This is a genomic window from Gemmobacter fulvus (assembly GCF_018798885.1).
Taxonomy (GTDB): Bacteria; Pseudomonadota; Alphaproteobacteria; order Rhodobacterales; family Rhodobacteraceae; genus Gemmobacter; species Gemmobacter fulvus.
Genome location: NZ_CP076364.1, coordinates 95,541 through 122,320, shown reverse-complemented (window position 1 = coordinate 122,320; position 26,780 = coordinate 95,541). Strand labels below are relative to the sequence as shown.

The window sequence follows — 26,780 nt, the reverse complement described above, 5'->3', positions numbered from 1 at the left end:
TTTCATTTTGGGATCTCCGCTTGGCATAATCATGATGCCTCTGCTCTCAACCGCAGAAGGACACCCTGACATGACCTCCCCCTCCAACTCTCACCCCGGCGGCGCGGCAGCCAACGGGGCTGTCGTCGACCAAGCACTCGTAAACGCCTATCTTGCGGACAATCCCAACCTGTCCGCTGGCGCTCTCAGTGCGGCACGGCATTTCCTGAAGTGGGCCGCCGACCGACGTGTCGCGATCAAGGATCTTGATGCTGCGGCGGTCGATCGTTTTGCGCGGCACCGGTGTCGGTGCGGTCGCTATAGTGCTGCACAGTTGCAGGACCCAGGCTACATCACCGATGCCCGCAGATTTTTGCGGCATCTCGAAGGTGCTGGTCAGGTTGCTATTCCTGATGCGGTTGCCCGGCTCGGCCCGCATTTGGCCGGCTTTTCGGCAAACCTCGCGACCCAAGGCTACAGCAGGGTCACCTACAGCTCCCGCATCAGCCAGGCCCGGCATTTCGCCGAATGGGCCCTGCAAATGCGAGTTCCGAGAGAAGGCATCGATGGTGACCTGATCGAGCTGTTTGCCCAGCACGACTGCCAATGCGGGATCAAAACGAAGCGCGGCAAACGGGTAGCGGGGACCGGCACCAAGGATCGTCGCCGTGGTGCGCGCGCCTTCGTGGCTTTCCTCAGAATAGAAGGATTGATCCCGGTGACGGTGGCCACTGAACCACCGGCCGATCCACGTCTCGCCGATTTTACCACTTGGATGCGTCGGGAGCGCGGCGCCACGTCCGAGACGATCCGGCGCTATCAGCAAGAGTTGGGCCGCTGGCTGATGAAGCTTGGATCGGAACCGCAGGGGTTCACCGCAGCGGCCGTCCGCTCGATTGTTCTGGATCAGGGCGAGGATCGCTCTCGATCGTCAGCCCGCATGACGATAACAGTACTGCGCACATTCTTACGCTTCATGATTGGCCAAGGACATTGTGCTCCGTCGCTGCTTCTTGCGGTGCCGTCAGGGGTGCGACGCAGGCTTTCCACCGTCCCAAAGACGATCCCGGCTTCGACCATCGAAGAGATCGTCGCGTCCTGCGGCACAGTCACAGCCGTTGAGGTGCGGGACCGCGCCATCATCCTGCTTCTCGCGCGGATGGCCCTGCGGGCTGGCGATATCTGGCAGCTCCGCCTCGCCGACATCGACTGGCGCGCGAGCAGGTTGCGATTGCACGGCAAGAGCCGACGCGGGGTGTTCATGCCTTTGCCGCAGGACGTCGGCGACGCGCTGCTCACCTATATCGAGGACGCACGCCCGGTGGTTGCATCCGATCTGGTCTTCTTGCGCACTCAGGCCCCTTTCACGCCATTTCGTTCATCCGCTGAGATTGCCGGTATCGTCTCACGCGTCCTGTCCCGCAGCGGTTTCGTTGGTTTGCCAACCGGCTCGCATGTGTTTCGGCATTCGCTGGCCTCCGCATGGCTACGCGATGGGGCCGAACTCGATCAGATTGGGGCTGCTCTTCGCCACACGTCGCGCGACACCACGGCAATCTACGCCAAGGTCGATGTCGATATGCTGGGGGCGGTTGCCCAGCCTTGGCCGGGGTATTCAGCATGATTCACCGCCATGTTGACCGCTATATCAACCTGCACCGCGCCCTCGGAAAGGGGTTCAACAAACATGAGAAGTCCTTGCACGATTTCGCGGCCTTCGCCGCTGACCGGTCCGATGAGCGCGTCACCGCGTCACTGATCCTCGCGTGGGTGGGCAGCGCGGCCACGCCCAATTCAGCGCAAGACCGGTATGATCAGGCCCGCGTCTTTGCGATGTTTCTGCATGCAGAGGACGTGCAACATGAGGTTCCGGTGGCAGGATTGTTCGGCCGGTCAAGGCGCCGCCGACCTGCGCCCTACATCCTTTCGCACGACCAGATCAGTGGCATCCTAGCGGAGGCACTACTGGTTCCGGGCCTGTCCCCGATCAGCCCACAGACCTATCACACGCTGTTCGGGTTGCTGGCCTCTACAGGTCTTCGCATCTCGGAAGCTTTGTCCCTGCGTTGCGACGACCTGACGGAAGATGGCCTGATGATACGCAAGGGCAAATTTGGCAAGAGCCGCCTCGTCCCGCTTCACGCCTCGACCCGTGCAGCGTTGGAGCGCTATCTTGATCGGCGGCGCATCGTCCGTGATGCCGGTCATGACCTTTTCGTGCTCGGGCACGGTCACGCACCAACGGCGACGAGGGCGCACGTGGTCTTCGTTCGGATCGTGCGCAAGCTGGGGTATCGCCGTCCGACTGGCCCCGGCCCTCGGCTACACGATTTGCGCCACACCTTCGCGGTTCGATCCCTCGAACGCTGCGGGTCTGATCCGCAGTCCGTCTTGCGGCACATGCGGGCTCTGAGCACCTATCTCGGCCATGTCGATATCAACAATACCTATTGGTACCTCGAGGCCACGCCTGTCTTGTTGCAAATGATCGCGGCAAGGGCGGAAGAGATGTGGATCGGGGGTGCAGCATGACCCCGCTCGCGCCAGACCTGTCGGCTTTCCTGCAGAAGCATCTGCCTCATGAGCGTGGCGCCAGCCAACATACCATCGCCGCCTATGCCCACGCGTTCACCCTGCTGCTGCGGTTTGCGGCTGCGCACTATAAACGGCAGCCATCAGACCTCGCGATTGAGGATCTCGATGTCAGGCTGATCAGGGCCTTCCTCGAGCATATCGAAGAAGGACGCGCCAATACTGTTCGATCCCGTAATGCGAGACTGGCTGCGATCAAAGCGTTTTTCCGCTTCCTTGAGCCAAGGCGCGCAGCCTGCCTCGAACAAGCGATGATGGTCAGGGCGCTGCCCGTCAAACGCACAGATGTAAAACTGATCGACTACCTGACGAAGGACGAGGTGCGCGCCCTACTTGCAGCCCCAGACAACAGAACTCCTGCCGGGCAGCGCGATCGGGCAATGCTTCACCTGGCCTATGCCGCAGGTTTGCGAGCGTCTGAGCTTCTCGCAGTTCGGATGGACGATTTCCCAAGGGGATCGTTCGCCAGCATCCGTGTGCTCGGGAAAGGCCGTCGGGAACGGGTGCTGCCGCTCTGGAAGGAGACGCAAGCAGCCATTCGGGCTTGGCTAGCCGTTCGTCCCGACGATTTCGGGCCGGAACTATTCCTGAATCGCGATGGCGGTCCGATGTCGCGTGATGGTTTTGCCTACCGGCTCCGTCAACATGTTGCTGCAGCAGAACGCGCTACCCCTTCGATTGCCGACAAGCACGTGACCCCGCATGTGCTGCGGCACAGTTGCGCCATGCACACGCTTCAGGCCACGGGCGATGTCCGCAAGGTCGCTCTTTGGCTGGGTCATGCCAGCCTCCAGACGACCGAGATGTATTTGCGCGCGGATCCGACTGAGAAGTTGGCCCTTCTTGATGCCCACCACGCCCCGCTGATCAAGCCGGGTAAGTTTCGGCCGCCCTCGGACAAACTCATGTCGATCCTCGCTGCCGCAACCGGCGCAAAGCCGCGATAGTGGATACTTCACCGTCCTGCGCTCCGCGCGCCCAATTCAACAGCAGCGTCCCGCCCAAAGTGGGGCGCTGCTATTCCATCACATAGCCGAGGGCGCGGTATCCCGTTCGACGCTTTGCGGCCATTCTGGCGAGAACAGGGACGGCGCTGTCGACGTAATCCACGACCAGAACATCCTTCTTGCCGTCATGCTGTCGGTGCAGACGGCCAACATACTGCGCAAGTGTTCCCTTCCACGCGATCGGCATCGTCAGGAACAAGGTATCGAGCCGGGGGTCGTCAAAGCCCTCCCCAATGTAGCGTCCTGTCGCCAGGATCAACCGCTCCTCGTCATCGGGGACATTCAGCGCGGCGGCGGCAGACCTCCGGTCTTTCGCCGACATGCCTCCCCGCAGCACGACCAGGTTCTTCGCAAAACTCGAGAACCGCTGCTGCAGGTAATCCAGATGATCTTTGCGTTCAGTCAAGACGATCGGGGAGCGCTTCGCCTCGAGCGATTTCAGCACATCATCAAAGATCTGATCGTTCCGCCCATCGTTGTCTGCCAGCGCCGCGTAGATCGCGGGCATCGACGGTCGTTCGGCCATCGCCAGCACTTCAGGCAGTTTGAACCGCGTGTGACGCTCACGCGCCCGATGACGAATGCCACTCTCAGCAGCCTGTGATCTGGCATGCACCCGATGCCGAACGGGACCGCATTGCATGAAGATGATGGGATGATGCCCATCTTTTCGGGCGATGGTTGCCGACAAACCGGCGATATAGCGCGCCTTCGTTCTGCGCGCGACAAGTTCAAAACTCGCTGCTGACAGATGGTGGCACTCATCAACGATAAGCTGACCGTAATCTGCCACGATGTCGTCGACTTCGCCGTTCCTGACCAGGCTCTGGATCAGCGCCACGTCGACCACACCAGTCGGTTTTCGCTTTCCGCCGCCGATTGCACCAATCTGTTTGGGGTCGATCTGAAGGAACGTCTTCAGCCGCTCAACCCACTGGTCGAGAAGTTCCCGACGATGGACCAGAACCAGCGTGTTTCGGGCGCGATGACCAATCAGGGCGGAAGCGACAACGGTTTTGCCAAAGGCTGTGGTCGCCGCGAGCACGCCAGTATCATGGGCTGCAAGCGCGTCGAAGGCGCGCTGTTGCTGCGGCCGAAGCTCGCCAAGGAATCTGACCGTGTCCGGCAGCGGGGCTCCATTGCTCCGCTGGTCGTCCAGTTCTGCTTTCGCACCTTGTTCGCTCAGGACTTCAACAGCTTCATCAAAGCAGCCTCGAGGTAAGGCAATGTGGCGCGGATGCAGCTCGGCACAGGAGACCACGCGAGGTTTTCCGAATGTGGGCAGTCGCATAGCCTGTGCCCGATAGAACTCCGGGTTCTGGAACGCCGCGACGCGAACCAATTGGGCTATCATCGCAGAGGGCAGCCCTGTCCGGTCGATGTAGATCTGATCGGCGATGGTTACCTTGACGGCGCTCGGGGTTACCAGATTCTCAGGTTTCGCCTTCGGGCGGCGCGACGGCGACATTTTCCACGGCTCGTCAGCATTTTCATCATCAACCGGCATCCGGACTGCCAGCACCTGACCAGATACCTCTGCGGCTGCAACAATACTGGTTACCGCCTCCGCCGACATTCTTGGCAGCATCGACAGAAATGCCCACTGGTCGTCGTACGGCTGGAGATCCGGATCGAGGAAGACGCTGTTGCCGGCCTTCCGCGCGCTGTGCTGCAGCGGCAGGGCGATCAGGTTTCCGAAGCCGCCGACGGGCATCGTATCCTGGTTCGGAAAGAGGCGGTCATAGGAAGCAAATCCGATCTCTGGCCGTTTCTCCATTGTTTCCGTGATCAGTGTCGATCCAAGCTGGCGAGCCGCCCGAGCCGACACAGGTTCGGCGAAGAATATCCAGACGTGGCCCCCATTGCCCGAGCGGGACCGTTCCAGTGCAGCAGGCACACCCTTCGTCCGGCAAGTTGCAAGCAGGGCACTGGCGTCTTCTGCCCAAGACGTTTTGTCAAAATCTGCTGCCAAGAACCAACAGGTATCATCCCGCAGCAAAGGATAAACGCCGGCCACGAAATCAGCCGAAGGGCCCTCGCCGCCCCGCAGGTGCCGTTCGATGACGCCGGCGTTGGCGGGTATGAACCGCTGATGCTTGCAGTCCCCGCATTTGACGGTCGGCTTTCCGCAGATGCCTTTCACCCATTCATTGAAGCAGGCAGGCGAATAGCCGGCGCGTCCTGTCTTGCGGTTTTCCCATCGCACCGGAAGCACGTCCGGGCGGCCAGCAAACAGGTTGCGGAACAGTTCGACCTTTTCGCCCGACGTCGACATGTTGGTGACAGGGGCATTTTCAAAGGATGGACGTTTGGCTTGCGCGGCTATTTCTGCGGTTTGTTGGGCCTCCAGCGCCGAAAGCTCCTGCAGAAGCTGACGTTGTTCCTTATCCAGCTCGGCCAGCCGTGCCCGAACTCGCGCCAATTGTGCCGCCGTGCTGCCCTTGTCGACCACCTGTAATTTCCGTCATTTTTCCACTCCATCCAACCATAGCGGTCAAAAGGTCACGCTGTAAGCGTGCCTCCGCGACCGTTGGCTGCCGCGCCGCCGGGGTGAGAGTTGGAGGGGGAGGTCATGTCAGGGTGTCCTTCTGCGGTTGAGAGCAGAGGCATCATGATTATGCCAAGCGGAGATCCCAAAATGAAACAGCAGATCAACGAGTTGAAGCGCCGCGCTCTGCATAACGCGGATGCGGCATATTATGTCTTATCCGGAGTTCCGGATAAGACGTATTCCCTCGGTGTGATGTCGACGCGGATGTCGTTCCACTCCTCGGTCGGGATCTCCGACAGGCGGCGCTCCATCAGTGCCTCGCCGGTCGAGACGATCTGGATGACGGCCGCATGGCCTGCCGAGAGATCAGCATCAAGTGCCGCGATCAGCGTGGGGGTTTTCATCGAAGTCAACAGATGGCCGAAGAAGCGCTGCTTGGCGGACTCGAAGGCTGAGCGCGCGGCAGATTTGGCCTGGCGGTTCAGCGTGCCGTTCTCACCCGTGATGTTCGCCGCCTCCATCGCGGCGGCGAGGTTGTTGTGGATGATGGCGAAGGCCCCTGCATAGGCATCGTAGATGCAGCGCTGCTCGGGGGTGAGCGCATGTTCCAGCATCGCGTATTCGACGCCGTCATAAGAGAGCGATCGGGCTGTGTAGAGGCCAAGCGAGCGCAGGTCGCGGGCGAGGACCTCCATCGCCGCGACGCCGCCCGCCTCGATAGCCTCGACGAACTCCCCGCGGGTTGCGAAGGGGAAATCCTCCCCGCCCCAGAGCCCGAGCCGCTGTGCATAGGCGAGATTGTGGACCGTCGTCGCACCCGTGGCCGAGACATAGACCACGCGGGCATTGGGCAACTTGTTCTGCAGGCGCAGGCCCGCCCTGCCCTGCTGCGAGGCTTCCGTGTCCCCACGATTACCCTTGCTGCCTGCGGCATTGGCCATGGCGTGGCTTTCGTCAAACAGGATCACCCCGTCGAAATCCACCCCCAGCCAATCGACGATCTGGTCGACGCGGGATTTCTTGGCCCCGCGCTCTTCCGAGCGCAGCGTCGCATAGGTGGTGAAAAGGATGCCCTCGGTGAGCGGGATGTTGTAGCCTTGGGCAAAGCGCGAGAGCGGCGTGACGAGCAGCCGCTCCTGACCCAGCGCAGACCAGTCGCGCTGCGCATCCTCCAGCAGCTTGTCGCTTTTCGAGATCCAGAGCGCCTTGCGGCGGCCTTGGACCCAGTTGTCGAGCACGATCCCGGCCGACTGACGGCCCTTGCCCGCCCCCGTGCCATCGCCAAGGAAGAAGCCACGGCGAAAGTGGACGGCGTCCGGCGCATCGTCAGGCGCGACCGAGACCATGTCGCCGGTTTCATCGACGCACCACGATCCAGCGAGGTGCGCAGAATGAGCCTCACCAGCGTAGATCACAGTCTCGAGCTGTGCGTCAGAGAGCATGCCGTCGCGTAGAACGGCGGCGGGCAGCTTGGGGTGGTAGCTGGGTTTGGGCGGTACGACCGAGGCCATGGCGGCCGACTGCACCAGCTTGGTTGGATGCGGTTCCGCCCCGGGGATGTCGATCGTCTGCAGGCGGAAGGTCTCGTAGATCGCATCGGAAAGGCGCGCGGTATTGGCCTCCTCAGTCGCATCGCGCAGCGTATAGGCCAGATCTTCAACCCCAACTTGTGCATCCGACTGATCGGGCTGGGCCACAGTGGTCGCGCGTGATGTGCCGAGGGTCTTGCGCGTGGCTGGGGCAGAGCTTCCCAAGAAGAGCGAAGAGCGGCCCAAACTTGGCATGGCGGCCTGATCCAACTCGAGACGCGGCGGGACCTCGGCCGTGATCCGAGAGAGAAGATGCGCAACGTCCGTAGACATCGGCTGACGCAGGTCAGCCGTTACGCCGCCCTGCTCGCCGCCACGGCATTTGTCAAAGACCGAGATCCGCGTCTCAAAGCTGGTGCCATGCTTGGCGAAGGCGGCTCCCGACACCGCGCCGGTGAAAACCAGATGCGCGGACTCGGTCAGGCGACCGAAGGTTTCGGACCAGGCCTGCGTTTCTGGCGCGAAACTCGCACCCGTGATGGCAACCAGCCGTCCACCAGGGGTCAGCCGGGCAAGCGCCGAGCGCAGATGCCGCGCCGTCGCTTCGGTGTTGCGGCCATCGACGTTGGCAACCGCCGAGAAGGGCGGGTTCATCAGGATGAGGCTCGGGCGAACGCCCGCGTCGAGATGATCGTCAATCTGCGCGGCGTCAAAGCGAAAGACCGGGCAGCCCGGGAACAGCAAGCGCAGAAGGTCGGCGCGGGTGTCTGCCAACTCGTTCAGCGCGAGGCTCCCGCCCGCGATCTCGGCGAGGATCGCCAGAAGCCCGGTCCCGGCCGACGGCTCGAGGACCAGGTCGCATGGCGTGATCTGCGCGGCGGCGAGCGCCGCGAGTCCCATGGGCAGGGGCGTCGAGAATTGCTGGAAGCGCTCCATTTCTTCAGACCGTCGCGTATGGGTTGGCAGAAGCCCCGAAACTTTGGCGAGGATCGGCATCAGTGCGGCAAGTGATCCAGCCCGGGCCAGCAGCGCGCGGCCGAATTTCCGCAGGAAGAGGACAAGTGCGGCCTCGCCCGCCTCATAGGCCAGTTTCCAATCCCAAGCGCCCATCGCATCGGAGCCGCCGAAGGCACGCTCCATCTCGAGGCGCAGGCGCAGGGCGTCGATCTGGAAGCCCTGCGCCAGATCGGGCTGCAGGGATTGCGCCACGATCAAAATAGCGGCGGCAGTGTCGGTGCATTGCAGTGGTGCAACCAGCGGCTGCGCGGTTGCAAGAGAAGTCTGAAACGTCATCGAGGATCTCCGGATTGGGACAAGTACAAACCGGCGGGGCACTCTCTCTTTCCCCCTTCGGCTTAACCTTTTCCCGCTCCCCTCTGCCTCTCAAACCCCGGAACTGCGGATGCGCGACTTGATTTTGTTCCCGTAATGTTCTATATATAAACTCAACGCCACAAGGGAGATATCCCATGGAAGCCACGACCTTTGCCCTGCCGACCACCCCGCGTCAGATCGCCTATGCGCGGTCATTGGCCCTGCGAAACCAGACCCTGCTGCCGTGGGAGATCCAGCAGGATCGGCGCTCCTTAAGCGCCTGGATCGACGCGCAGGCGCAGATGAAACCCCTCTCCGCGCTCGACAGCCGGCCATCATCCAAGCAGGTCGCCTTTGCCGAGCGTCTCGCTCGCATCAAGCGCCGCGCTGTCCCGGATGAATGCTTTCGCGATAAGGGCCTGATGTCGAAGTGGATCGACGGGAACAAGTGACGAACATCACTCGTCGGACTGCGTGAAATCGTGCTTACCCGCACGGAGGTGCTTTCGCCTGCGAAAAGCGGCACGCAGCGCCTCGGTCGGTGAACCCGGGGAATCCAACGCCTCAAAGAACGCCTGATGGTCGCATCGCTTCAAGGTTGTGATGTCGGGGCTGATGTCGCTAGGTGCTTTCATTTCTTCGGACCTCCAAGGGCGCACGGACACTGACTGGTCAGCCGACAGCCGTAATCGAGTAGTGTGCTGTCCCATCCCAAACAAGATCCCAGGATGCGCCCGGTCGGACGTTCTGAATGGCGTGCGGCTCGAAGCAGACCAGACAATTCCCGCCAGGAGCAGGCGCCCGGACTGATGGGTAAATCAGACCGCGGGATCCCGATCGGCGCAGATGTTGGGCTAGGTTTTGCCCCTCAGGATATCCAACGGCCGGATCGGGATGCAGCGCCGGATGTTCCCGCTCATCGGTCAGATCATCGAAGATCCCGATGAAATCCGCCAGCAGTTCCACATAGCGGGCGCTGTCATGGAAGCTGCCCGTAAAGCTAAGTTCGCGCGTGCGGTGCCAGGCCACTTCGCTGACGGACACCATCACTTCCCATGCGCAATACCAAGCTCCGCGCTCCTCGATGTTGAAGCGGTTCCCTCCTGCGCGGGTATAGGTGAAGGCTGCATTGACATGGCTGTCGCCGTAGATGCGCAGATCGCGGCTGCGTCGCTGCCAGGCAAGCTCGCGCGGGTCCAGATGCGGGTTGCGCCCGCGTTCGGCCAGAAGACGGCCACTGGTCAGCCCCTCGATCTCTGCCAAGATCGCCATCTCGTCATCGCTATCGACGAGACCGCGCAGCGATGGCGGTTTGTGGTAGGTGGCGGGCAGGAGGCGAACGAGACCGCGATCAGAAATCTCGGTCTGCTTCATGCCCCACCACGAAGGGCATCGAGATAGGTCCGCACTGCGAGGATCTGCGGCAAGCCACCGTCGATGGCGATGTCAACCGGACGGCTACCCCCAAACAGCGGCCCTGTGTTCGGTCGGGTGAACCAGCTTCGCGCGAGCGGCTCAGAGAAGTAGAGTTCGAGCGACTTGTAGATGCCGATCACCGCACTGAGTCGCAGCAGTTGATCCTTGGTCAGTTCTCCCGCAAAGTCCGGCTTCTTGGCACGCTTCCACGTGCTCACCGTCATGTCGGCAAGGCCAGCCGCTTCGTTCAGGTTGAGGCCCCAGGCATCGGCCACGCGCGCATAGGCCTTCAACGCGACGGCGTTGACCTGTGCAGGTTCCCGGATTTTCTCTGCGACGTGCATGTCGTCCTCCATCGCCCTCAACATAGTTCATATGACCCTATTGTAAAGATCAAATGAACTGCGCGTCGTCATTGATCATCACCCGAAGCGCCGTCCGCCTTCCGTGAAGGTGTACTCGTTGACGATGATCCCTTCCTCGATGGCCTCGTCCGAGGTGAGGTGGTCATATTCGGCCTCAAGCTGGCGGTAGAGCCAGCGGGCCAGATCGCGCAGCGCCTCGGTCACGACCTCTTCCGCGTCCTCGGTGGGCGGTTGCCGGGTCGGGTCGGGGCCGTCTGAACCCTCCACTCCCTGTCCGGTGTAGAAAAGTGATGGAGAGAGGGGGGCGTTTGTCGTGGGAACGCCCGGCAGTCAGGACGCAGGTCTTGCCCGTTCTGACACTGTCGCAAGTGCGAAGCGCACAAGATAGTCGTTCAGCGCCAGTGATGCGGCACAAGCAGCATCGGCATCGCGCTCCATGACGCCTGACAGGATGGCTGTGTGCAGCGCCTTTCCCGCAGTGATTTCCTTGGTCTCGTCCTGCACATGCAGAAACCAGAATCTGCGTGACAGGCTTTGCAGTGGGGTCAGTGCGGCTTCGAGATAAGGGTTGCCTGTTGCGCGAATGATGACTGCGTGGGTCTGCCGCACGGTTTCGGCATAGCCGCGCAGATCGAACGCGTCAGCCAAAGTTGCCCGCAATTGGGCCAGCTCGCCGGTGTCTTTCGATGTCGCGCGCTGGCAGGCCAGCAGCACGGACAGGCGTTCCATCACGCGGCGGACTTCGAGCCCATTAAGCTGATCCTCGACCGACACAGCCGGGATCTCGATCCCCTTGCTGGCATGTATCCGCAGCATCCGGGTCAGGGCGAGCCTCTGAAGCGCTTCACGCACCGGCGTTCTGCCCAATCCGGTCGCTTCCACAAGCCCGCGTTCCGAAACCATCGAGCCGGGCTTCAGCTCTCCCCGTTCGATCATGTCCTGCAGCAACGCAACGGCCTGATCCGACTGGCTACCCATGATTCCCCCCGCACTCACTGAAAGCCGCTCTTGCGACACGGCGGTCTTGGCAAGGAATCACTTGCCATGCAACCGATATATCGGTGATATGTTACTTAATGCACAGCAGCCGAGGACAAATCAGCCATGAAATATGCCCCCCATCTCGAACCGAGCCCGTTGCCTTTTTCCCCTTTCAAGAGTTGCACGATCCCCCGGCCGATCGGGTGGCTGTCTTCGGTCGGCCCCACGGGAGTCGAGAACATCGCCCCCTACAGCCAATGGCAGAACCTGTCCTTCGACCCGCCCATGGTGATGTTCTCCGCCAATCAATACCCGGATGGGCGGCGCAAGGACACGGTCATCAACGCCGAGACTGCCGGTTGGTTCGTCTGGAACATGGCCACATGGGATCTGCGCGAGCAGGTCAATCTCAGCGCAATGGCCTTGCCGCCCGGTGAAACCGAATTCGATCATCTGACCGTCACGCGCGACTATGCCGACAACGCTCCGATTCCGATGGTGCGTGAAAGCCCGGTCAAGTTCGAGTGTCGCTACCTGTCCACCCACCGCATCAAAGGAAACTCGCCTGTCGGAACAATCGACATCGTGTTTGCGCGCGTGGAAAAAATCCACATCGACGACCGTGTCATTCGACAGGACGGCCGACTTGACGTCCCCGCGATCCGACCCATCGCACGGTTGGGGTATTTCGACTATACGGTGATCGACAACGTGTTCGAGATGCGCGTTCCCGGATCAGATGGTGATGCGCAGGCTGGCCTTGAGGGGCGCTCCGGTATCTGAATGCCCTTTTAGCCGTCATCACCAAGATCACTCGGTTCTGATGGCGCGCAAATGGCGCGGAATCTGTCGCGCTTTTGGCGCGCAATCGTCAAAAAGAATGATAACGCGAGGCGCATCCGCTCAAGCGCGCCCGTCTGCTTGATTTGGCTTGATAACCAAAATGGTGCGAACCTTCGCCGTCTGAGATGCGAATTTGGCTGATCGGCCAAATTTGTTGCCTGGAACGTCCCTGCCCACTATGTTTTGGCGAAATAACCAAAACCTTTGGCCAGAGCTGCAGATCCACAGCGCGACAGAACTCGGCAACCTCATGCGCACCCGGCGTGAAGCGCTCGCCATCAAGCAGGGCGACCTCGCGAGCAGCGCTGGGGTCGATCAGAGCAACCTGTCGAAGATCGAGCGCGGCACCGCCAAGGCGACACTCGACACCTATCTGCGCCTGTGCAGCGCGCTCGGCATCGACCTGCTGGCGGAGCCGCGGGCATGAGGATGAATGTCTGGATCAAGGCACATGACAAGCCCGTCGGCTTACATTCAGCCAACAGAATCAGAGACATCGGACTTCTTCAACAGCCCCCGCAGGACCAAGGCCCGGTCCCGGCGGCACGCCGGGAGGCGCCCGAACCGACAGTCGGCAATCACAGCAGCACGGCGGCCATCATGATACCATGCTTCGTCGGATCTCCCTCTGTTTGAAGCCGCTCACCAAGCTCTTTGACGATCTGCAGTTTGGAGCGTCTATAACGCTGAAAACCGTCTTCCTCCAAAGTAACCAGTGGCACTCTCTTTAGAAACATGTCACTTTAGGTGTCATGGACGCCGTAAGATCACAAAACCTGAAGAAGCTGATCGACGCTGTGCCGGCCGGGTATCTGGTCGATGCCGCATGGCTCGTCTCGCATGGCATCGCCTATGAGAGTTTTCGCGACTATGTCAAACGCGGCTGGCTGGACCGTATCGCCCGCGGTGTCTTCCGCCGGCCGCTCCCGAACACCCCAAGCACCCCGCCGTCGAACAGCATCAACTGGAAGACCTGCATCCTGTCCATGCAGCACATCATGGGCCATGATCTGCACGTCGGTGGCACGACGGCGCTTGGCGAACAGGGACATGCCCACTACTTGCGCCTCGGGGAAAGCGCCCCGGTCTGGGTCTATGGCGACAGTATCCCGAAGTGGTTGGTCAAACTGCCGACGGATGTCCCGATCAATATCCGCCCCCGGTCCTTGTTCGCCGATCCGAAGCTCGGCGTGACCCTAGGTAACAGGACGGGCCTACCATGGGATTGGGGTCTCACGATGTCGACGCCGGAGCGCGCGATCTTGGAAGCCATGGACGAACTGCCCGACAATGAAAGTTTTCACACGCTCGACATGGTCTTCGAGAGCCTGACAAACCTGCGCCCGAGACTGCTTTCTGACCTCTTGCAGGCGTGCCGCAAGATCAAAGTCAAGCGCCTGTTCTTCGTCTTCGCCGACCGTCACAATCATCCTTGGCGCAAGCGGATCGACCCGCAGGCCTTCGACCTCGGAAGCGGCGACCGAGCCCTGATCAAAGGCGGCAAGATCCACCCACACTACCGGATCGTGGTGCCGGAAGAATTCGTGAAACCGGAGGCCGAGAGTGGCGCGTGAGACCTATGAAGCCCAGGTTGCACTCCTGGTACGCGTCCTTTCCCATGTCGCGGGCGAAAGTGTCTTCGCGCTCAAAGGCGGTACGGCGATCAACTTGTTCTACCGCGACCTGCCGCGGTTGTCGGTCGACATAGACCTGACCTACCTGCCAATCAAGGAACGCACCGAGAGCCTGGCCGAGATCAATGCCGCGATGGATCGCCTTGCGGCGGCCATTAAGACCGGCATCCGCGGCGCGAAATCTCAGCCCATCCAGGGAGGCGGCGGCGGGGCCACGCGGCTCTTGGCGCGTCTTGGGAATGCCGAGATCAAAATCGAAACCTCACCCGTGACCCGGGGCGTCGTCCACGACCCGGAGACTCGGGCCGTCTCGGCCGCCGTCGAGGATGCCTACGGCTATGCCGAAATGCAGATCGTCTCGTTCGAGGACCTGTTCGCTGGAAAGCTGCACGCCGCCTTGGACAGGCAGCACCCCCGGGATCTCTACGACGTCACGCTTCTTTACGAAAACGAAGGCCTGACGCAGGACCTGTTCCTTACTTTCCTGATCTATGTTGCCAGCTCCCCGCGCCCGGCGCATGAGCTGCTCGATCCCAACCTGATTGATCTCGCGCAACCCTATGCGCGGGAATTCGAGGGCATGACCAGGACACCCGTCCCTCTCGACACACTCTTGGCGACCCGCAAAAGACTGGTCGCCGATCTGCAATCGAGGCTCGATGACAAGGCCAGGAAGTTCCTCCTGACACTGCAGGACGGAGCGCCTGACTTTGCGGCGATCGACCGGTCGCAAGCTGCTGACCTACCGGCCGTGAAGTGGAAACTCCTCAACCTGAACAAGTTGAAGCGCGACAACTCCGGAAAACATACCGCGCAACGCGACGCGTTGTTGAAGCTCCTCGGCTGAGCCATGCCCCGCCCCGTCGTGCGGGGGGGCAGGACATGATGGGTCCTCTCAGTCGATGGCTTTGAAGATCTTGCCCGCCTCGGGATGGTCCCCGGCGAAGGCGCAAAGCTGTTGATTTCCACCCAGAACTGAGCCGGGTAGGCGCGTAATTTCCACTGAGAACTGAGCCATGTGAACCTTCCCTCGAAGCGGCGAGCGGCGGGGGCAACGGAGTGATCCACATGGGACTTTTGAACATCATTCGCCGTATGCACTTGCGACAGAAGCTGTCGATCCGCGAGATCGCGCGGCGCACAGGTTTGTCACGCAATACTGTGACCAAGCATCTTGCTGCGGACACAGTAGAGCCGAAGTTCGCGACGCCGGAGCGGCCGAGCAAGCTTGACCCTTTTGCCGAGAAGCTGGCGGGCTGGCTGAAGACCAATGCCGGGAAGCCACGCAAAGAGCGGCAGACCCTGAAGAAGATGCACGCCGATCTGGTGACGCTCGGGTTCACCGGCTCCTACAACCGGGTTGCGGCCTTCGCCCGGGACTGGCGGGCTGATCGACAACGCGAGCAGCAAACGACGGGGCGCGGCACCTTCGTCCCGCTGACTTTCCGCCCTGGCGAAGCGTTCCAGTTCGATTGGAGCGAGGACTTCGCGGTTGTCGGCGGTGAGCGCACGAAGCTTCAGGTCGCCCATATCAAGCTGTCGCACAGCCGTGCCTTTCTCTTGCGGGCCTACCCCTTGCAGACCCATGAGATGCTGTTCGACGCTCATTGGCACGCATTCCGGGTCTTCGGCGGCGTGCCGGAACGCGGCATCTACGACAATATGAAGACGGCGGTGGATCGTGTGGGCCGCGGAAAGGCCCGCGATGTCAACATCCGCTTCTTGGCGATGGCGAACCACTATGTCTTTGAGCCGGAGTTCTGCAATCCAGCGGCAGGGTGGGAGAAGGGACAGGTCGAGAAGAACGTCCGCGACTCCCGCCATCAAATGCTGCAAGGCATGCCAACCTTTCCTGATCTTGCCGCGCTGAACGCTTGGCTGGAGGAGCGCTGCATCGCGCTATGGCACGAGACCGCCCATGGCACATTGCCCGGCACGATCGCGGATGTCTGGGCTGACGAGAAAGCCGCGCTGATGCCGCTGCCAGTGGCATTTGACGGCTTCATCGAGATCAGCAAGCGCGTCTCACCCACCTGCCTGATCAGCTTCGAGCGCAATCGCTACAGCGTTCCGGCATCATTCGCGAACCGGCCCGTCAGTCTGCGGGTCTATCCTGACCGGCTGGTCGTGGCGGCGGAGGGTAACATCCTGTGCCAACACGCCCGGGTGATCGAGCGCAGCCACAAGCTGCCCCCGAAGACGATCTATGACTGGCGGCACTATCTGGCGGTCGTGCAAAGGAAGCCCGGGGCTCTTCGGAATGGTGCGCCATTCCTGGAATTACCACCTGCCTTCAGACAGTTGCAGGATCAGATGCTGCGCAAACCCGGCGGTGACCGAGAGATGGTGGACATCCTCGCGCTTGTCGTGCAGCACGACGAACAGGCCGTGCTGACCGCCGTGGAACTGGCGCTGGCCGAGGGCGTGCCGACCAAGACCCATGTGCTGAACCTGCTGCACCGCTTGGTCGACGGCAAGGTGATCGGTGGTCCGCCGCTGGATACCCCGCAAGCGCTAATTCTGCGGCGTGAACCCAAAGCTAATGTCGAACGCTATGACGCACTGCGCAGCCAGATCGTCGCGGGAGGCCGCCATGCGTCATGACCCCGCCGCCGGCGCTATCGTCATCATGCTCCGCAGCCTGAAGATGTATGGCATGGCCCAAGCCGTAGAGGATCTCATCGAACAGGGTGCCCCGGCGTTTGAAGCCTGCATTCCGATCCTGTCGCAACTGCTGAAGGCCGAACTGGCCGAACGCGAGGTGCGGTCCATCGCCTACCATATGAAGGCGGCACGCTTCCCAGCCTACAAGGACCTCTCGGGCTTCGACTTTGCCGCCAGCGAGATCAACGAGGCGACCGTCAGGACGCTGCACCGCTGCGAGTTCATGGGCGGGGCCCAGAATGTCGTCCTGATTGGCGGGCCGGGCACCGGCAAGACCCATGTCGCGACCGCCATTGGCATACAGGCCGTTGAGCATCACCGCCGCAAGGTTCGCTTCTTCTCGACCATCGAACTGGTCAACGCCCTCGAGCAGGAAAAGGCAAAAGGCAAGGCCGGTCAGATCGCCGAAAGCCTGACCCGCCTCGACTTGGTGATCCTGGACGAGCTCGGATATCTGCCGTTCAGCGCCTCGGGTGGGGCGTTGCTGTTCCATCTGCTCAGTAAGCTCTACGAGCGCACCAGCGTCGTCATCACCACCAATCTCAGCTTCAGCGAATGGGCCACCGTCTTTGGCGATGCCAAAATGACCACGGCCTTGCTCGACCGCCTCACCCACCGCTGCCATATCCTCGAGACCGGAAACGACAGCTTCCGCTTCAAAGCAAGTTCAGCCGCAGCAGCCCGAAAAAAGAAGGACGCAAACCATGCCTTGACCCCAACATGACCCGAAATCCATAGTCAGAGGTGGCTCAATTCTCGATGGAAAACCCGGCTCAGTTCTGGGTGGAAATCAACAGCGCAAAGCCGCAAGTAGGCGTCGGCGAGCTGGTCGGATTCCTGCTGGAAGGACAGGTGTGAGAGAGCGAAGAGGGTGGCGATCAGGCCCGCCGCTTCCGCCGAGACCTCGCCTTGGTAGCCGTTCGTCTCGCAAGAGATGCGGAAGCGTTTTTCAGCTGCGGGCGAGAGGAACAAGGGCTGGCCCCCGAGTTCATGGAAATGCCACATGCCCACGGTGTAGTCGTCCGGGGCGAGCAAGGACATGAACTGATAGACGGTGCGCTCGCCAACCAGAATCAACTTGCGACCGAAGAGACCCGGAAGGAACGACATGCGGCGGGCTTCGGGGACGAGGGTGGCGGGCGTGGCGGCGTTGGCAGTCAGGATCATCGGAAATCCTCCGGTTCAGGGGTGAGGAACGCACTTCAGCAACTCTCTCGACCCGCCGCCAACGAGAGCCGTCGTGATTGGCTCCCCACGGCGGCGGGCCGAGGTCAATCCCTGCCCCGGTCGCGCCAGCCGATGAAGCTCGACGGGCCGTCATAGGCGACATGGCGGGTTTCATCCATGACGAAGCCGAAGGGGCCGACCTTGTAGTCCTTGGAGGGAACGATGAAGCGACGCTCTTGGGCGGAAGGGTCGCGCTGCCCGCCGAGGGTGGCGACGACCTCGGTGAAGCCGGGATGGTGATCCGAATGGATCGCCGAGATCACGACCCAGTCTTTCGCATGATCCTGTGCGAAGGCCTCGGCATCCCGGGCGCGAGATTCGCCGGGGCGGAGCGCCCGACCGTGGATGGCCTCCCAGGCATCCGGCCAGCTGTGGCGCAGGGCCTCTTCGGCCTGCCGCCGCTCGAGGGCCGTGAAGAGATCTGGCCAGGCGGTGGCAACGGCGGACCAGGCGGCGTCCTCTTCGTAGTAACCCGCCACGTTGCGCAGAAGGGGATGCACCTTGGCATTGCGCTCGGGCGAGAGATGAAAGCCACCGTGCCCGGCGGTCGTGTGAAACACCACTCCCTCGCCATGGCAGACCGCGCCCTGCGACGGCCCCCAGGGCGTGCTAGCGGCAGTGCGGGATTCGCGTCGACCGAGGGCAGCCTTCTCTGCCTGATGTTCGGTCTGCTCATGGACCAGGGCGCGGAAGGCAGTTTCGTCGCCGACATCCCCGCCATGACCAAAGAAGTCCGAGCGCGTCCAGTCCGAGAGGGATTTCGACAGCCTCCAGCCGCTGCCCAGGAAGTACCCGCCGTTCCGCTTCGGGATCATGGCAAAGGCGGCATCGCCGAGCCGGGCGACAAAGAGGCCGTCGGAGCTGACACCGAAGTCCGGGACGGGGCAGGAAACGGGCGCGTGGGTCGGAAGGGCGGCATTCATTGGAGCAGCGCCTCCACCGCGTCGATATCCTCACCATTCAATGCCGCGGTCAGCCATTCGTGGGTACTGATCCAGCCGATGCTCTTGCGCGCGCCGAGGTCAATGACATGGGCGCCGCCGCCGAAAGCCTCCAGCCTGAACCTTGAACAGGTCAGGGCGTAGTCGAAACCCCATAAGCCCGTCAGGTCGACCTCGGCAGCCAGGCGCAGGACGAATGTGATGAGCCTGTCGACATCGCCCTGCCCATCATCATGGAACCAGAGCACCGAAGTGCCGGGCCCGTCCTGCAGCGCCAGCGCGAAGCCGCCATGCTCAGGCTCGCCGGAAGCCTCGTCTTCGGCGAGCAGACGGACATGGAGATCAAGTGCATGCGCGGCCTTCTCGGGAGTGCTTGCGTCCAAGACGCAGGAGAAGTGGGTGAAGTAGTCGGCCATTGGGCCCTCCAGAAATGAGGGCGCCCGACCCCAGTGGCCGGGCGCGATGGAAGCGGCTGAAGCGGACGTCAGCCCGGCTGCACGCGCGCCTGGTCCTGCGCCGCTTGGTGGGCGCTGAGCAGATCGCGGTAGTAACGCTTGCGCGCCGCGCGCCAGCCGCGGACGGCCAGCGTGTCGGGATGCAGCAGCCGGATCGCCGTGCGCAGAACCGTCAGGTTCGACGCCTCGGGCGGCAGGCAAAGGTCTTGATAGGCTCTGCACATGTCAGCGGACCGACGGGGCCAGATGCGGATCGACCAAGGCTTCGATCTTCTCGGCCCGGCCCATCCACGGCTCGGGCCGGATCGTTTTCACCCAGTCGGTGAAGCTCGGGATGAACCCCAGATCTTCCCGCACATGCTGCTCACCGACCCAGCGGGTCGGGATGATCCGGCCCGTCGAGAGCGTGATCGTCGCCCCGAAAACCGCCTCCGAGAGCCAGATCCCGGCCGCATGTTATCTGGACAGTCAATCCGTCTCTTCTGGAAAACCTCTTGCCGTCATTGGGGTTTTCTTGGGTGGCATCGGTGAGACAGTTCATTGGGGGCTCCCTCTCTTATTATCCTTGTTTCACCCCCACCTCACTTTCCTCTCCCTCTTCGGTTTCGACGCCTCAAGCACCGCCCTGGGAGGGTGGCCTGAACGGCAGGACTTTCGGGTCAGCTCGCGCGATCTGCTCTTCCAGAACCGCAATCAGGCGGCGTTGCTCTTCGCCCTGTAGCGCGAGGATCTGGATTTGCTGTGCCAATGTCCGCACGGTCGCGCGCAACTCGGCCAACTCACCACCGCGTGCCGCCCGCAGCTCAGCTTCGAGTTCGCGGATGCGGGCCTTCAATCCAGCGACCGAACCCGACCGAAACCTCGCCTCAGCCACACGGAATTCCGCGAGAACGGCTGTGGCCCGGTTGGCCGTAGCCCGGCTGACACCCGCCTCGCGCGCGAGATTGGCAACGTTGAGGCGCCCGTCGGTATGGACGGAGGTTCCGTCGAGCAGGCGCTTCATAGCGACGCGCAAAGCGTCTTCGGTCTTCTGACTGACGGGCTGTGTCATACCTTCGGGTCCTCCAAGTGCGCGATCAGTCGGCGTTTTCGATCATTGTCCTGAGTGATGGCCACCTTCTGAAACGCCGACAGGGTGTTGCCCTGTAGCAGGCGCTCCCCCTCGTCGATCGAGGCCAGCCAAGGTGCAACATGACGCGTAGTCAGACAGGAATTGGGGCAGCGGTCCGGGCTACAACGCGAGATTACCGGAGCCACCGGCTTGTCGTCGGGCCGCAGGCAGAGGGCGCTGGCGGGATCAAAGAAGCAATCGTTCAGAAATCCGACATGCAACGTCTTTCCAAGATGCGCTAGCATCGTTCGCAGGCGTTTCTGGTCGAGGACGCGCCCGGGCAGATCACCGAGGGTATCCCGGACGTGGTCGAACTCCTGCTTGAGACGGGACGATGCTGGCCCACCGGGCTCGTCGCCCTGCAGGTAGGCCTCATAATAGGCGACGACATCGTCCAGTTGGCCAAGCACCCATTCCTGCTCGACCGCCCGGCGAAAATCGCCGTGCGGCGCGCCGGCATAGCCCTCGAACATCGCCACGGAGGCATGCTTGTACTGGATCTTTCCGGCGATCACGCCGAAGGGGCGGTTCGCGATATACCATGCGATGGTGCGCCGGAACTGCCGGGTGGTGAAATGCCAGGGGTGTCCGTCGACATGTGGAATGGCAGGCGGGTTTGGGACCCGCGCATCCAGACCGTCGCGAAACATCTTGATGATCGGCGCCGCCTGTGAGGCCAGATAGTCCGCCGTCCAGTCCCAAGGCTTCAACGAGACCCAAAGAGATCGCAGGTCGCGGTCGCCGCGTGCGCGCCGTGACAGGACTTCCAAAGCATCGACCGCTCGGGCGACCGGCGCGATAGTGATCCAATCGGCGGAAACACCCGCCGCCTCGCGGTGCTTATAGACGGTGCTGCGTACCCGATAGCGCTCGATCAGGTTATCGGCACTGCGTTCAACCGAAACGCAGCCCGGCTCCATGTCCTGCAACTCGCTGTCGCGCATCCCCGTCAGATACGCGCAGACGATGTAGCAAGCCGCCTGCAACATTCGTTCTTCATGCTGCAAGCTGTCCGTGTCGAAACGCTCTCGCCAGGGCAAGCCGGTATCGGGGTCGAGGCTGATCGGGGTATCCATGCCGCCGACCTCGGTTCCCATCTCAGACGCCATCTTTTGCAACATGCTGACGGTCGCGGTGGATTTGCTGAGAGTCCCGGTTCGGGGACAGCCGATCTGAAGGCACATCAGCCTGAAATTATACGCGTCGCCCACTGCGGGATCAGGAATGCCGCGGGTGGTGTTTGGACGACGCTCCCAAAGTGGCACACCCCGCCCTTCCGCCCGGCGGGCCTCGAGCCAGGCGCGCAGACGGTAGCGATACCGTTCGTGGCGGCCCTGACGGGCATCCTCCGCGAGGATTTGGGCAGAGTGGGCTTGAAGACGATCCAGCTCTTCGCGGGCCGCAAGGATATCGGGGGCGAAGACATCGACATATCGCATCGACCAATGGAGCAGTGCGCCGATGACCGGCTCAGGGATCCGAGGCGTGGAGTTCTCCGCGCTCGTCCGGCTCCGACCGCTGACGTTGCTCGCGGTGCGCCCACCCCAAGGCAGGAAGGGAATACCGCCCCCGGTCACCCATGGCCCGAAATAATGAAGGTCGATGGGAACATCGATATAGAGGCGGACCTGTTGCGACGAGCGCGACGGGTCTGCCCGCACATCCGCCAGATAAGCGTCCAGTAGTCGCGGATCGACGCGCCCCAGTTCTACTGAGCCAGTGCGTTCGCGCAGGAACTCCCCGAAATGACGTACGAATGACAAGGTGCCTATGGCGGTGGAGGGGCTGCATGGAGCCCGGTAGTTCCGAAGCGGGGCGGAAAGGCGGGCGAGCACATACTCTTTTGCCAATCGCCGAAGCGCGGGATCCTCGAAGGTGCCGAAATTCAGCCGAAAATAGGAGGGGCGCGCATTCGTTCGAAACATCGCTGGACCGAGGTCCCAGAGATCGTCCCCGAAGCGGGGCAGCGTTGAGCGGTCCGTTCCGGGTCTCAGCGGCCTACCCACGAGAATATTGGCGTCATCGGGATGGATTGCCGATGGCAGCGATGGCCTTGCAGTCGTGATGACCGGTTTTGCTCTCATGCCAGACCCGCCTCCGGAGGAAGGTAGATCTGTGGCGGCTGACCGGCGGCGAGCGAACGCGCGGTCTCGAGATCTGCCTCTGAAAACTGCGGCAATATCTGCGTATCGATCCGGTGGTGGGCCAGTCCGAACTTCGACTGCCAATCAGCTTTCGTCATAACCTTGCGCTGGTCCACAACGAAATCCAGAAACGCCATAATCGCGGGAAGCTTGCGGGTGGTGATGACACCGTTGCGGCATTCGAGGCAGCCCCAGAACGGTACCGGGCAAGCCTCGCCCGACTTGGCAAAGGGGCTGCTGTAGAAGCCGGAACAGCTTGCCAGCCACACATCCTGTTTGCCGGACAGCAAGGCCGGAACATCGGTTGCCATCCCCTCCGGCAAACCTGTCTGTGCCGGAGGAGCGGCCAAGGCTACCGCCACGGCTTCCGGCGTCAACACGGTGGGCCGCAACGCATCTTCGACGGCGTCCATCATCGCCTCGGCGATGGTCGCTTCGTGGGTCGGTCGCAGGGCCGGAATGTCTGCATAGTGGTTCGCCGCGACCTCGACAGTATGACCGACCGCGAACCGGCGCAGTTGACCGCCGGTCTTACGATACCACGCAGCCTTGTGCGTCTTGCGCAAACGCGAGAGGCAGAGTTTCAACCTCTTCCCGTCATCACCTTGCAGCCCGTGATCTCTGATCCAGATCCTTCTGGTCGACTGCATCGGCAGCACGACATCGGTCAGGCGGCCGCGACAGAAATAGGTGAAAAGCTGTTCGCTCCGGAGATGGCGCCGCGCGGTCGCAGTCCATTGAATGGCAAGGCGCAGGAGACCGCCCGGCGTGCCCGACCCTCCATCACGAACCCGGAGCCGCTTCCACTCGGCATGGCGGGCGCGGCGCTTGCAATACTCGATCTCGACATATCCGCTGGAAGGGTTCTTCAGACAATCGGCACGCAGCGACTTGATCGCCTCGATCTCGAGGCCGGTCTCCAGCGACAGCAGGATGAACAGGGCAACCAGATCGCCCAAGAGCAGATGCCGCGTGCCATGCATCCTGTCGCTCAGCCCCTCATTGGAAAACCCCCCAAAGTCCCGTGCCGCGTAGAGCTGGCGGAAGAGAAAACTTTTGCAGGTAATGAACCCGACACGGTCGATCTCGGCGAAGGCGTCGATCTCCAACCGATCGATGCGTGTCTTGCACTTCTTCACGGGCGCTGACCGAAACCGCTGCATGATCGCGGCAACATCGGCACGCGCGGCTGCCTTCAGGGCCACCGCGACATGGTCACTGTAGGCATCGCGCGGGCGCGGTGGAACACCCGGGTGCATGCTTACATAGAACAATCGGCGTGAGGCCTCTTCCGAAAGGCGTCCTGGTTCTCCCGCGTCCGCCAACCGCAGCAGGCCCACCACGTCGCCCATCAGATGGAGGCGATGGTTGGGATGAAGCCCGCTCTCCTCCATCCAGGCGTCGAACCCATCAATGACGGCGACATCCATCTCGACCAGAGCCTGCAGGGGCGAGCCTGTCGCATCGAGATAGCGCCAGAACCGATAGACCGCTTCGGCCAAAGACGTGGCGGTGCGGACGGTGCCGGCTGGGCCACCTACCTGACACGCCTGCCAGAGTGCCTGAGTGAAGGAACGCGCAAGCGAAGCCCGACCGGGCAAACGCGTCAGGTCTAGCGTCGTGGTCCGTCCGGCCAGAGTAATGTCGAAACGGCGCGCGGCGATGGCAATGGCAGCGGCGGGACCTGGATCGGGAAGGTGTTCGGGAAAGCTCGCGCGTCGCCCCGGGCGCGGCTGTGAGACGCCGGATTTGCCGCTCATCGGTCGTCTGCCATGAGTTCGGCAGTCCAGCGGTCCGCCGCTGCATCGACGAGTTCCTGCGCCTCGGCAAGACTGTCGAGATAGATGTAGGTGCTGGTGATGTTCGCGTGGCCGAGGAGGTGTTGGAGATGGCGGAGCGGATCGCCAAGCATCTGGCGATAGGCGGCGCCGTGCGCATCGGTCGGGTTGAAGATTGCGCCAACCTGTTCGCGGATCAGCATCGACAGCATGTTGACCGCAAAAGTGTGCCGCAGCATGTGCGGCGTGACGGTGATATCGAGGCCGAAAGCCCGACACCGCTGGCCTGCCCTGCGAAATGCCACCTCCCAAGTGCCCGACGACACGGGCTGGCCGCGTTCGGTGAGCCAGAGCGACACGTGTTCAGCCCTCCCGTCCGGCGATCGCAGCAGCCGTTGGCGATCTTGCGGACGGAGCCTAGTCAGGGCGACGCGTCGGCCACTGCCATCGACGGCGTTGCGGCCATCGGGTGACAATACGAGCGGGACGGCCGGATGAGGCGGGGTCTTTGCCAGGGCGATCTGGCGCTCGATATCGCTGTAATCCTCGATTAGTTTGAGTACCCGACGAGGCAACCGGATGCGTCGCGGGCGTTCGCCTTTGGTGATCACGCCCGGAAGATCGAAAGGAAGTATCCGCGGGCTGTCGGAGGTCAACCGAGGCAGTTCGTCAATAATCAGGCTTCCCGCCTCGCCGAGGCGCATCCCCGTCGTAACGAGCAGTTCCGCGAACACGGCATTCCGCTCCCCATTGCGGCCGCGCCAAGCTGGGTCCTCGGACCCGTCCGGCAATCTACCCTTCAGGCCGATATCCCGAAATACGAGGTAGCGCCCGAGATCAACGAATTGCATGTCATGCGGGCGCGCGGCACGTTCCCGCGCCCTGTTGCCCTCGACCACCTTCGGCGCTCCCCGCCCTTGCCCATGACGAAAGGATAGGTCGTATCGAAACGGCGAGGATGCGATCAGTCCCTCATCGAGAGCCCACCGATACAGTTTGTCGAGCGCCGCGATCGCCCTATTCCAACTGGGTGCCGAAATCTGGAACGGTGCATCGGACAAACGCCGTGCATGGTGAAACGCGATGACATCGTTGTAGTCGGCACGCCAAAGCTGCTTGCCACCACGCCGTTCTTCCAGAAACCGCATCCAGACGAAAATGTCATGGGCGTAGGCACGCAAACTGTGCCGCGAACACACCCCCATGGTCGGACAGGCGCGAAAGAACCGGTTCACGTCATGCAAGTAGCTTCCGTCCCGATCCAGAAAGAACGGCATGCCATCCATCAGACCGATCCTGCCAGCGACCCCTGTCAGATCGACCGCAACGCCTTCGACCGAAACCGGCGCGCGCAGCGCCGATCCGTCGGTAAAATAAAGCTGCGTCATCCATCCTCCAAAGGCGTTCGCGTCCAACAAACGACGCCCGCGACTCCAGTCGCCCTAAAACCGAAACGCCGCCAGCCCCGTCCCTACGGCCCTTTTGATGGAGAGCGGGCCGGGGCTGGCTCATCTCTCAATCCCAAGGCCCCGCATAACCCGCACCATGCACAGGAATAAGACGCTTCCATAGAGTCAGGATAAGGCATGATGAAACATCGCTCTGTGACGAAAGTCCGCACATTGGGCTTTCGAGCTATCGTACCAAGCGTGGATAGGCTGGAAATCGTCAACGGTGCCGCCCCACTTCTTCACCGAGGACAGGGCGTGGTGATACGGATGTGCCATTGCCGCCCCCTCAGAAATCATGGGTGAAGAGTTCGGACGACGTGAATCGTTCGTTGAACTCTAGGTGGATGGAGCGGGCAGCCGCGTCAAAGCAGAACTCGCCATAGGCGCCGTCGTTGTTTTCCCAGCCGCCATGGGTGTCGGAGAGGAAATCGTAGGCCAGTTGCTCGACAGCATCCTCAAATGAAAGCTGCCGCATTTCGATCTCGGGGTCATCCCAGGTCAACGCGGCATAGGCGATTTCCACGGGCGGGAAGTCGACGGCAGTCTCGCCATTCCAGGCCGCGATGCTCTCGATCTGACCGCTGTCGCCTTCGCCATCGAAACTCACGGTGACATGGGTGATGCCGGCGGCCATCAAGCCGTCGAAGAGGCGGTCTTTGTTGCCGGGGCGCAGGGCTTCGATCCGGGCGGTGCGTTCGGCGTGGCCTGCGAAGATCGACGCCAGATCGATTGTCAAGGACGGCAGCGGGGCCGCGAGGGTGGGGTGGGCTTGGGTCATGGCTGTCTCCGGAAAGGGGGAAGGAATCGGAGCCGGACGGGCGATCTCTCTCATCCCGCCAGGTTCGCAATCCCCCTGCC

24 protein-coding genes and 4 pseudogenes are annotated in these 26,780 nt (G+C 62.1%); 10 read left to right on the top strand and 18 right to left on the bottom strand.

Annotation, left to right across the window (positions count from 1 at the left end):
• Nucleotides 1–70 precede the first annotated feature (70 nt).
• Genes KM031_RS20590 through KM031_RS20580 form a run of 3 tightly spaced genes read left to right on the top strand, consistent with a single transcriptional unit; the run spans nt 71 to nt 3,518 of the window.
• Complete coding sequence (locus KM031_RS20590; protein WP_260692214.1) at nt 71–1,603, top strand: tyrosine-type recombinase/integrase; 1,533 nt, start codon at nt 71–73, stop codon at nt 1,601–1,603.
• The gene (locus KM031_RS20585) at nt 1,600–2,511 is read left to right on the top strand and encodes a tyrosine-type recombinase/integrase (protein WP_215508015.1); all 912 of its coding nucleotides are present in this window, start codon (nt 1,600–1,602) and stop codon (nt 2,509–2,511) included. The genes KM031_RS20590 and KM031_RS20585 overlap by 4 nt, the downstream gene beginning before the upstream one ends.
• Nucleotides 2,508–3,518, top strand: a complete 1,011-nt coding sequence (locus KM031_RS20580) for a tyrosine-type recombinase/integrase (protein ID WP_215508017.1) — start codon at nt 2,508–2,510, stop codon at nt 3,516–3,518. The genes KM031_RS20585 and KM031_RS20580 overlap by 4 nt, the downstream gene beginning before the upstream one ends.
• A gap of 70 nt (nt 3,519–3,588) precedes the next feature.
• Here the strand turns inward: KM031_RS20580 and KM031_RS20575 are convergent, their stop codons facing one another.
• Nucleotides 3,589–6,030, bottom strand: coding sequence for a TOTE conflict system archaeo-eukaryotic primase domain-containing protein (locus KM031_RS20575; RefSeq protein ID WP_215508018.1), 2,442 nt, complete (start codon nt 6,028–6,030; stop codon nt 3,589–3,591).
• Between the two features lie 269 nt (nt 6,031–6,299).
• Nucleotides 6,300–8,891: pseudogene (locus tag KM031_RS20570) on the bottom strand (strawberry notch-like NTP hydrolase domain-containing protein); the annotation flags it as partial.
• A 176-nt stretch (nt 8,892–9,067) separates the two neighbouring features.
• Here KM031_RS20570 and KM031_RS20565 point away from each other — a divergent pair.
• Entirely contained in the window at nt 9,068–9,364 is a 297-nt protein-coding gene (locus tag KM031_RS20565) for a hypothetical protein (RefSeq protein ID WP_215507959.1), read from the top strand.
• Between the two features lie 220 nt (nt 9,365–9,584).
• Here KM031_RS20565 and KM031_RS20560 read toward each other — a convergent pair whose 3' ends face one another.
• From KM031_RS20560 to KM031_RS20545, 4 genes and pseudogenes are all read right to left on the bottom strand, one after another.
• Nucleotides 9,585–10,286 (bottom strand): RES family NAD+ phosphorylase, encoded by a 702-nt coding sequence (locus tag KM031_RS20560; protein WP_215507961.1) that lies wholly within the window; start codon nt 10,284–10,286, stop codon nt 9,585–9,587.
• Nucleotides 10,283–10,684 carry an MbcA/ParS/Xre antitoxin family protein gene (locus tag KM031_RS20555; protein ID WP_215507963.1) on the bottom strand — a complete coding sequence of 134 codons (402 nt, stop codon included), beginning with the start codon at nt 10,682–10,684 and terminating at the stop codon, nt 10,283–10,285. The genes KM031_RS20560 and KM031_RS20555 overlap by 4 nt, the downstream gene beginning before the upstream one ends.
• Nucleotides 10,685–10,750: 66 nt before the next feature.
• Nucleotides 10,751–10,936: pseudogene (locus tag KM031_RS20550) on the bottom strand (DUF8835 domain-containing pootine); the annotation flags it as partial.
• A gap of 87 nt (nt 10,937–11,023) precedes the next feature.
• The gene (locus KM031_RS20545; protein WP_215507966.1) at nt 11,024–11,710 is read right to left on the bottom strand and encodes a GntR family transcriptional regulator; all 687 of its coding nucleotides are present in this window, start codon (nt 11,708–11,710) and stop codon (nt 11,024–11,026) included.
• A gap of 87 nt (nt 11,711–11,797) precedes the next feature.
• On the opposite strand from KM031_RS20545, the gene KM031_RS20540 reads away from it, so the two are divergent.
• From KM031_RS20540 to KM031_RS20525, 4 genes are all read left to right on the top strand, one after another.
• Nucleotides 11,798–12,457, top strand: coding sequence for a flavin reductase family protein (locus KM031_RS20540; protein ID WP_215507967.1), 660 nt, complete (start codon nt 11,798–11,800; stop codon nt 12,455–12,457).
• Between the two features lie 238 nt (nt 12,458–12,695).
• Nucleotides 12,696–12,944, top strand: coding sequence for a helix-turn-helix domain-containing protein (locus KM031_RS20535; RefSeq protein ID WP_215507971.1), 249 nt, complete (start codon nt 12,696–12,698; stop codon nt 12,942–12,944).
• A 325-nt stretch (nt 12,945–13,269) separates the two neighbouring features.
• Nucleotides 13,270–14,091: a type IV toxin-antitoxin system AbiEi family antitoxin gene (locus tag KM031_RS20530; RefSeq protein ID WP_215507968.1), complete on the top strand. Its 822-nt coding sequence runs from the start codon at nt 13,270–13,272 to the stop codon at nt 14,089–14,091.
• A complete protein-coding gene (locus KM031_RS20525) occupies nt 14,081–14,998 on the top strand; it encodes a nucleotidyl transferase AbiEii/AbiGii toxin family protein (RefSeq protein ID WP_215507969.1) in 918 nt (305 codons plus the stop codon). The genes KM031_RS20530 and KM031_RS20525 overlap by 11 nt, the downstream gene beginning before the upstream one ends.
• Nucleotides 14,999–15,046: 48 nt before the next feature.
• Here the strand turns inward: KM031_RS20525 and KM031_RS20520 are convergent, their stop codons facing one another.
• Complete coding sequence (locus tag KM031_RS20520) at nt 15,047–15,169, bottom strand: antirestriction protein (protein WP_215507970.1); 123 nt, start codon at nt 15,167–15,169, stop codon at nt 15,047–15,049.
• Between the two features lie 50 nt (nt 15,170–15,219).
• On the opposite strand from KM031_RS20520, the gene istA reads away from it, so the two are divergent.
• Nucleotides 15,220–16,755: an IS21 family transposase gene (gene istA, locus KM031_RS20515; RefSeq protein WP_215508047.1), complete on the top strand. Its 1,536-nt coding sequence runs from the start codon at nt 15,220–15,222 to the stop codon at nt 16,753–16,755.
• Entirely contained in the window at nt 16,745–17,539 is a 795-nt protein-coding gene (istB, locus tag KM031_RS20510) for an IS21-like element helper ATPase IstB (RefSeq protein ID WP_215508045.1), read from the top strand. Before istA ends, istB begins: the two co-directional genes overlap by 11 nt.
• A 14-nt stretch (nt 17,540–17,553) precedes the next feature.
• On the opposite strand, the gene KM031_RS20505 is transcribed toward istB, so the two are convergent.
• The 11 genes and pseudogenes from KM031_RS20505 to KM031_RS20460 all read right to left on the bottom strand — a co-directional run bounded on the left by KM031_RS20505 (nt 17,554) and on the right by KM031_RS20460 (nt 26,700).
• A complete protein-coding gene (locus KM031_RS20505) occupies nt 17,554–17,982 on the bottom strand; it encodes an antirestriction protein (protein ID WP_215508031.1) in 429 nt (142 codons plus the stop codon).
• A 104-nt stretch (nt 17,983–18,086) separates the two neighbouring features.
• Nucleotides 18,087–18,965 (bottom strand): DUF7007 domain-containing protein, encoded by an 879-nt coding sequence (locus KM031_RS20500; RefSeq protein WP_215508033.1) that lies wholly within the window; start codon nt 18,963–18,965, stop codon nt 18,087–18,089.
• Nucleotides 18,962–19,399: a hypothetical protein gene (locus tag KM031_RS20495; RefSeq protein WP_215508034.1), complete on the bottom strand. Its 438-nt coding sequence runs from the start codon at nt 19,397–19,399 to the stop codon at nt 18,962–18,964. The genes KM031_RS20500 and KM031_RS20495 overlap by 4 nt, the downstream gene beginning before the upstream one ends.
• Before the next feature lie 68 nt (nt 19,400–19,467).
• Nucleotides 19,468–19,662: a hypothetical protein gene (locus tag KM031_RS20490; protein ID WP_215508036.1), complete on the bottom strand. Its 195-nt coding sequence runs from the start codon at nt 19,660–19,662 to the stop codon at nt 19,468–19,470.
• A 1-nt stretch (nt 19,663) separates the two neighbouring features.
• Nucleotides 19,664–19,894, bottom strand: a pseudogene (locus tag KM031_RS20485) (DUF6915 family protein); the annotation flags it as partial.
• A 157-nt stretch (nt 19,895–20,051) separates the two neighbouring features.
• Nucleotides 20,052–20,489, bottom strand: a complete 438-nt coding sequence (locus tag KM031_RS20480; RefSeq protein WP_215507992.1) for a hypothetical protein — start codon at nt 20,487–20,489, stop codon at nt 20,052–20,054.
• A complete protein-coding gene (locus KM031_RS20475) occupies nt 20,486–22,633 on the bottom strand; it encodes a site-specific integrase (RefSeq protein ID WP_246567494.1) in 2,148 nt (715 codons plus the stop codon). The genes KM031_RS20480 and KM031_RS20475 overlap by 4 nt, the downstream gene beginning before the upstream one ends.
• Nucleotides 22,630–24,453 (bottom strand): hypothetical protein, encoded by a 1,824-nt coding sequence (locus KM031_RS20470; protein WP_215507996.1) that lies wholly within the window; start codon nt 24,451–24,453, stop codon nt 22,630–22,632. Before KM031_RS20470 ends, KM031_RS20475 begins: the two co-directional genes overlap by 4 nt.
• A complete protein-coding gene (locus KM031_RS20465) occupies nt 24,450–25,859 on the bottom strand; it encodes a tyrosine-type recombinase/integrase (RefSeq protein ID WP_215507997.1) in 1,410 nt (469 codons plus the stop codon). The genes KM031_RS20470 and KM031_RS20465 overlap by 4 nt, the downstream gene beginning before the upstream one ends.
• A 195-nt stretch (nt 25,860–26,054) precedes the next feature.
• Nucleotides 26,055–26,198: pseudogene (locus tag KM031_RS22720) on the bottom strand (DUF6915 family protein); the annotation flags it as partial.
• Nucleotides 26,199–26,208: 10 nt separating this feature from the next.
• Entirely contained in the window at nt 26,209–26,700 is a 492-nt protein-coding gene (locus KM031_RS20460; RefSeq protein WP_215507768.1) for a DUF6878 family protein, read from the bottom strand.
• Nucleotides 26,701–26,780: the final 80 nt, after the last annotated feature.

Excerpts from the sequence above, each read along its gene's own strand:
- KM031_RS20590 (WP_260692214.1), top strand. The coding sequence starts at position 71 with ATGACCTCCCCCTCCAACTCTCACCCCGGCGGCGCGGCAGCCAACGGG.
- KM031_RS20585 (WP_215508015.1), top strand. The coding sequence starts at position 1,600 with ATGATTCACCGCCATGTTGACCGCTATATCAACCTGCACCGCGCCCTC.
- KM031_RS20580 (WP_215508017.1), top strand. The coding sequence starts at position 2,508 with ATGACCCCGCTCGCGCCAGACCTGTCGGCTTTCCTGCAGAAGCATCTG.
- KM031_RS20565 (WP_215507959.1), top strand. The coding sequence starts at position 9,068 with ATGGAAGCCACGACCTTTGCCCTGCCGACCACCCCGCGTCAGATCGCC.
- KM031_RS20560 (WP_215507961.1), bottom strand. The coding sequence starts at position 10,286 with ATGAAGCAGACCGAGATTTCTGATCGCGGTCTCGTTCGCCTCCTGCCC.
- KM031_RS20555 (WP_215507963.1), bottom strand. The coding sequence starts at position 10,684 with ATGGAGGACGACATGCACGTCGCAGAGAAAATCCGGGAACCTGCACAG.
- KM031_RS20540 (WP_215507967.1), top strand. The coding sequence starts at position 11,798 with ATGAAATATGCCCCCCATCTCGAACCGAGCCCGTTGCCTTTTTCCCCT.
- KM031_RS20535 (WP_215507971.1), top strand. The coding sequence starts at position 12,696 with ATGTTTTGGCGAAATAACCAAAACCTTTGGCCAGAGCTGCAGATCCAC.
- KM031_RS20530 (WP_215507968.1), top strand. The coding sequence starts at position 13,270 with ATGGACGCCGTAAGATCACAAAACCTGAAGAAGCTGATCGACGCTGTG.
- KM031_RS20520 (WP_215507970.1), bottom strand. The coding sequence starts at position 15,169 with ATGGCTCAGTTCTCAGTGGAAATTACGCGCCTACCCGGCTCAGTTCTG.
- istA (WP_215508047.1), top strand. The coding sequence starts at position 15,220 with ATGGGACTTTTGAACATCATTCGCCGTATGCACTTGCGACAGAAGCTG.
- istB (WP_215508045.1), top strand. The coding sequence starts at position 16,745 with ATGCGTCATGACCCCGCCGCCGGCGCTATCGTCATCATGCTCCGCAGC.
- KM031_RS20505 (WP_215508031.1), bottom strand. The coding sequence starts at position 17,982 with ATGATCCTGACTGCCAACGCCGCCACGCCCGCCACCCTCGTCCCCGAA.
- KM031_RS20500 (WP_215508033.1), bottom strand. The coding sequence starts at position 18,965 with ATGAATGCCGCCCTTCCGACCCACGCGCCCGTTTCCTGCCCCGTCCCG.
- KM031_RS20495 (WP_215508034.1), bottom strand. The coding sequence starts at position 19,399 with ATGGCCGACTACTTCACCCACTTCTCCTGCGTCTTGGACGCAAGCACT.
- KM031_RS20490 (WP_215508036.1), bottom strand. The coding sequence starts at position 19,662 with ATGTGCAGAGCCTATCAAGACCTTTGCCTGCCGCCCGAGGCGTCGAAC.
- KM031_RS20480 (WP_215507992.1), bottom strand. The coding sequence starts at position 20,489 with ATGACACAGCCCGTCAGTCAGAAGACCGAAGACGCTTTGCGCGTCGCT.
- KM031_RS20475 (WP_246567494.1), bottom strand. The coding sequence starts at position 22,633 with ATGAGAGCAAAACCGGTCATCACGACTGCAAGGCCATCGCTGCCATCG.
- KM031_RS20470 (WP_215507996.1), bottom strand. The coding sequence starts at position 24,453 with ATGAGCGGCAAATCCGGCGTCTCACAGCCGCGCCCGGGGCGACGCGCG.
- KM031_RS20465 (WP_215507997.1), bottom strand. The coding sequence starts at position 25,859 with ATGACGCAGCTTTATTTTACCGACGGATCGGCGCTGCGCGCGCCGGTT.
- KM031_RS20460 (WP_215507768.1), bottom strand. The coding sequence starts at position 26,700 with ATGACCCAAGCCCACCCCACCCTCGCGGCCCCGCTGCCGTCCTTGACA.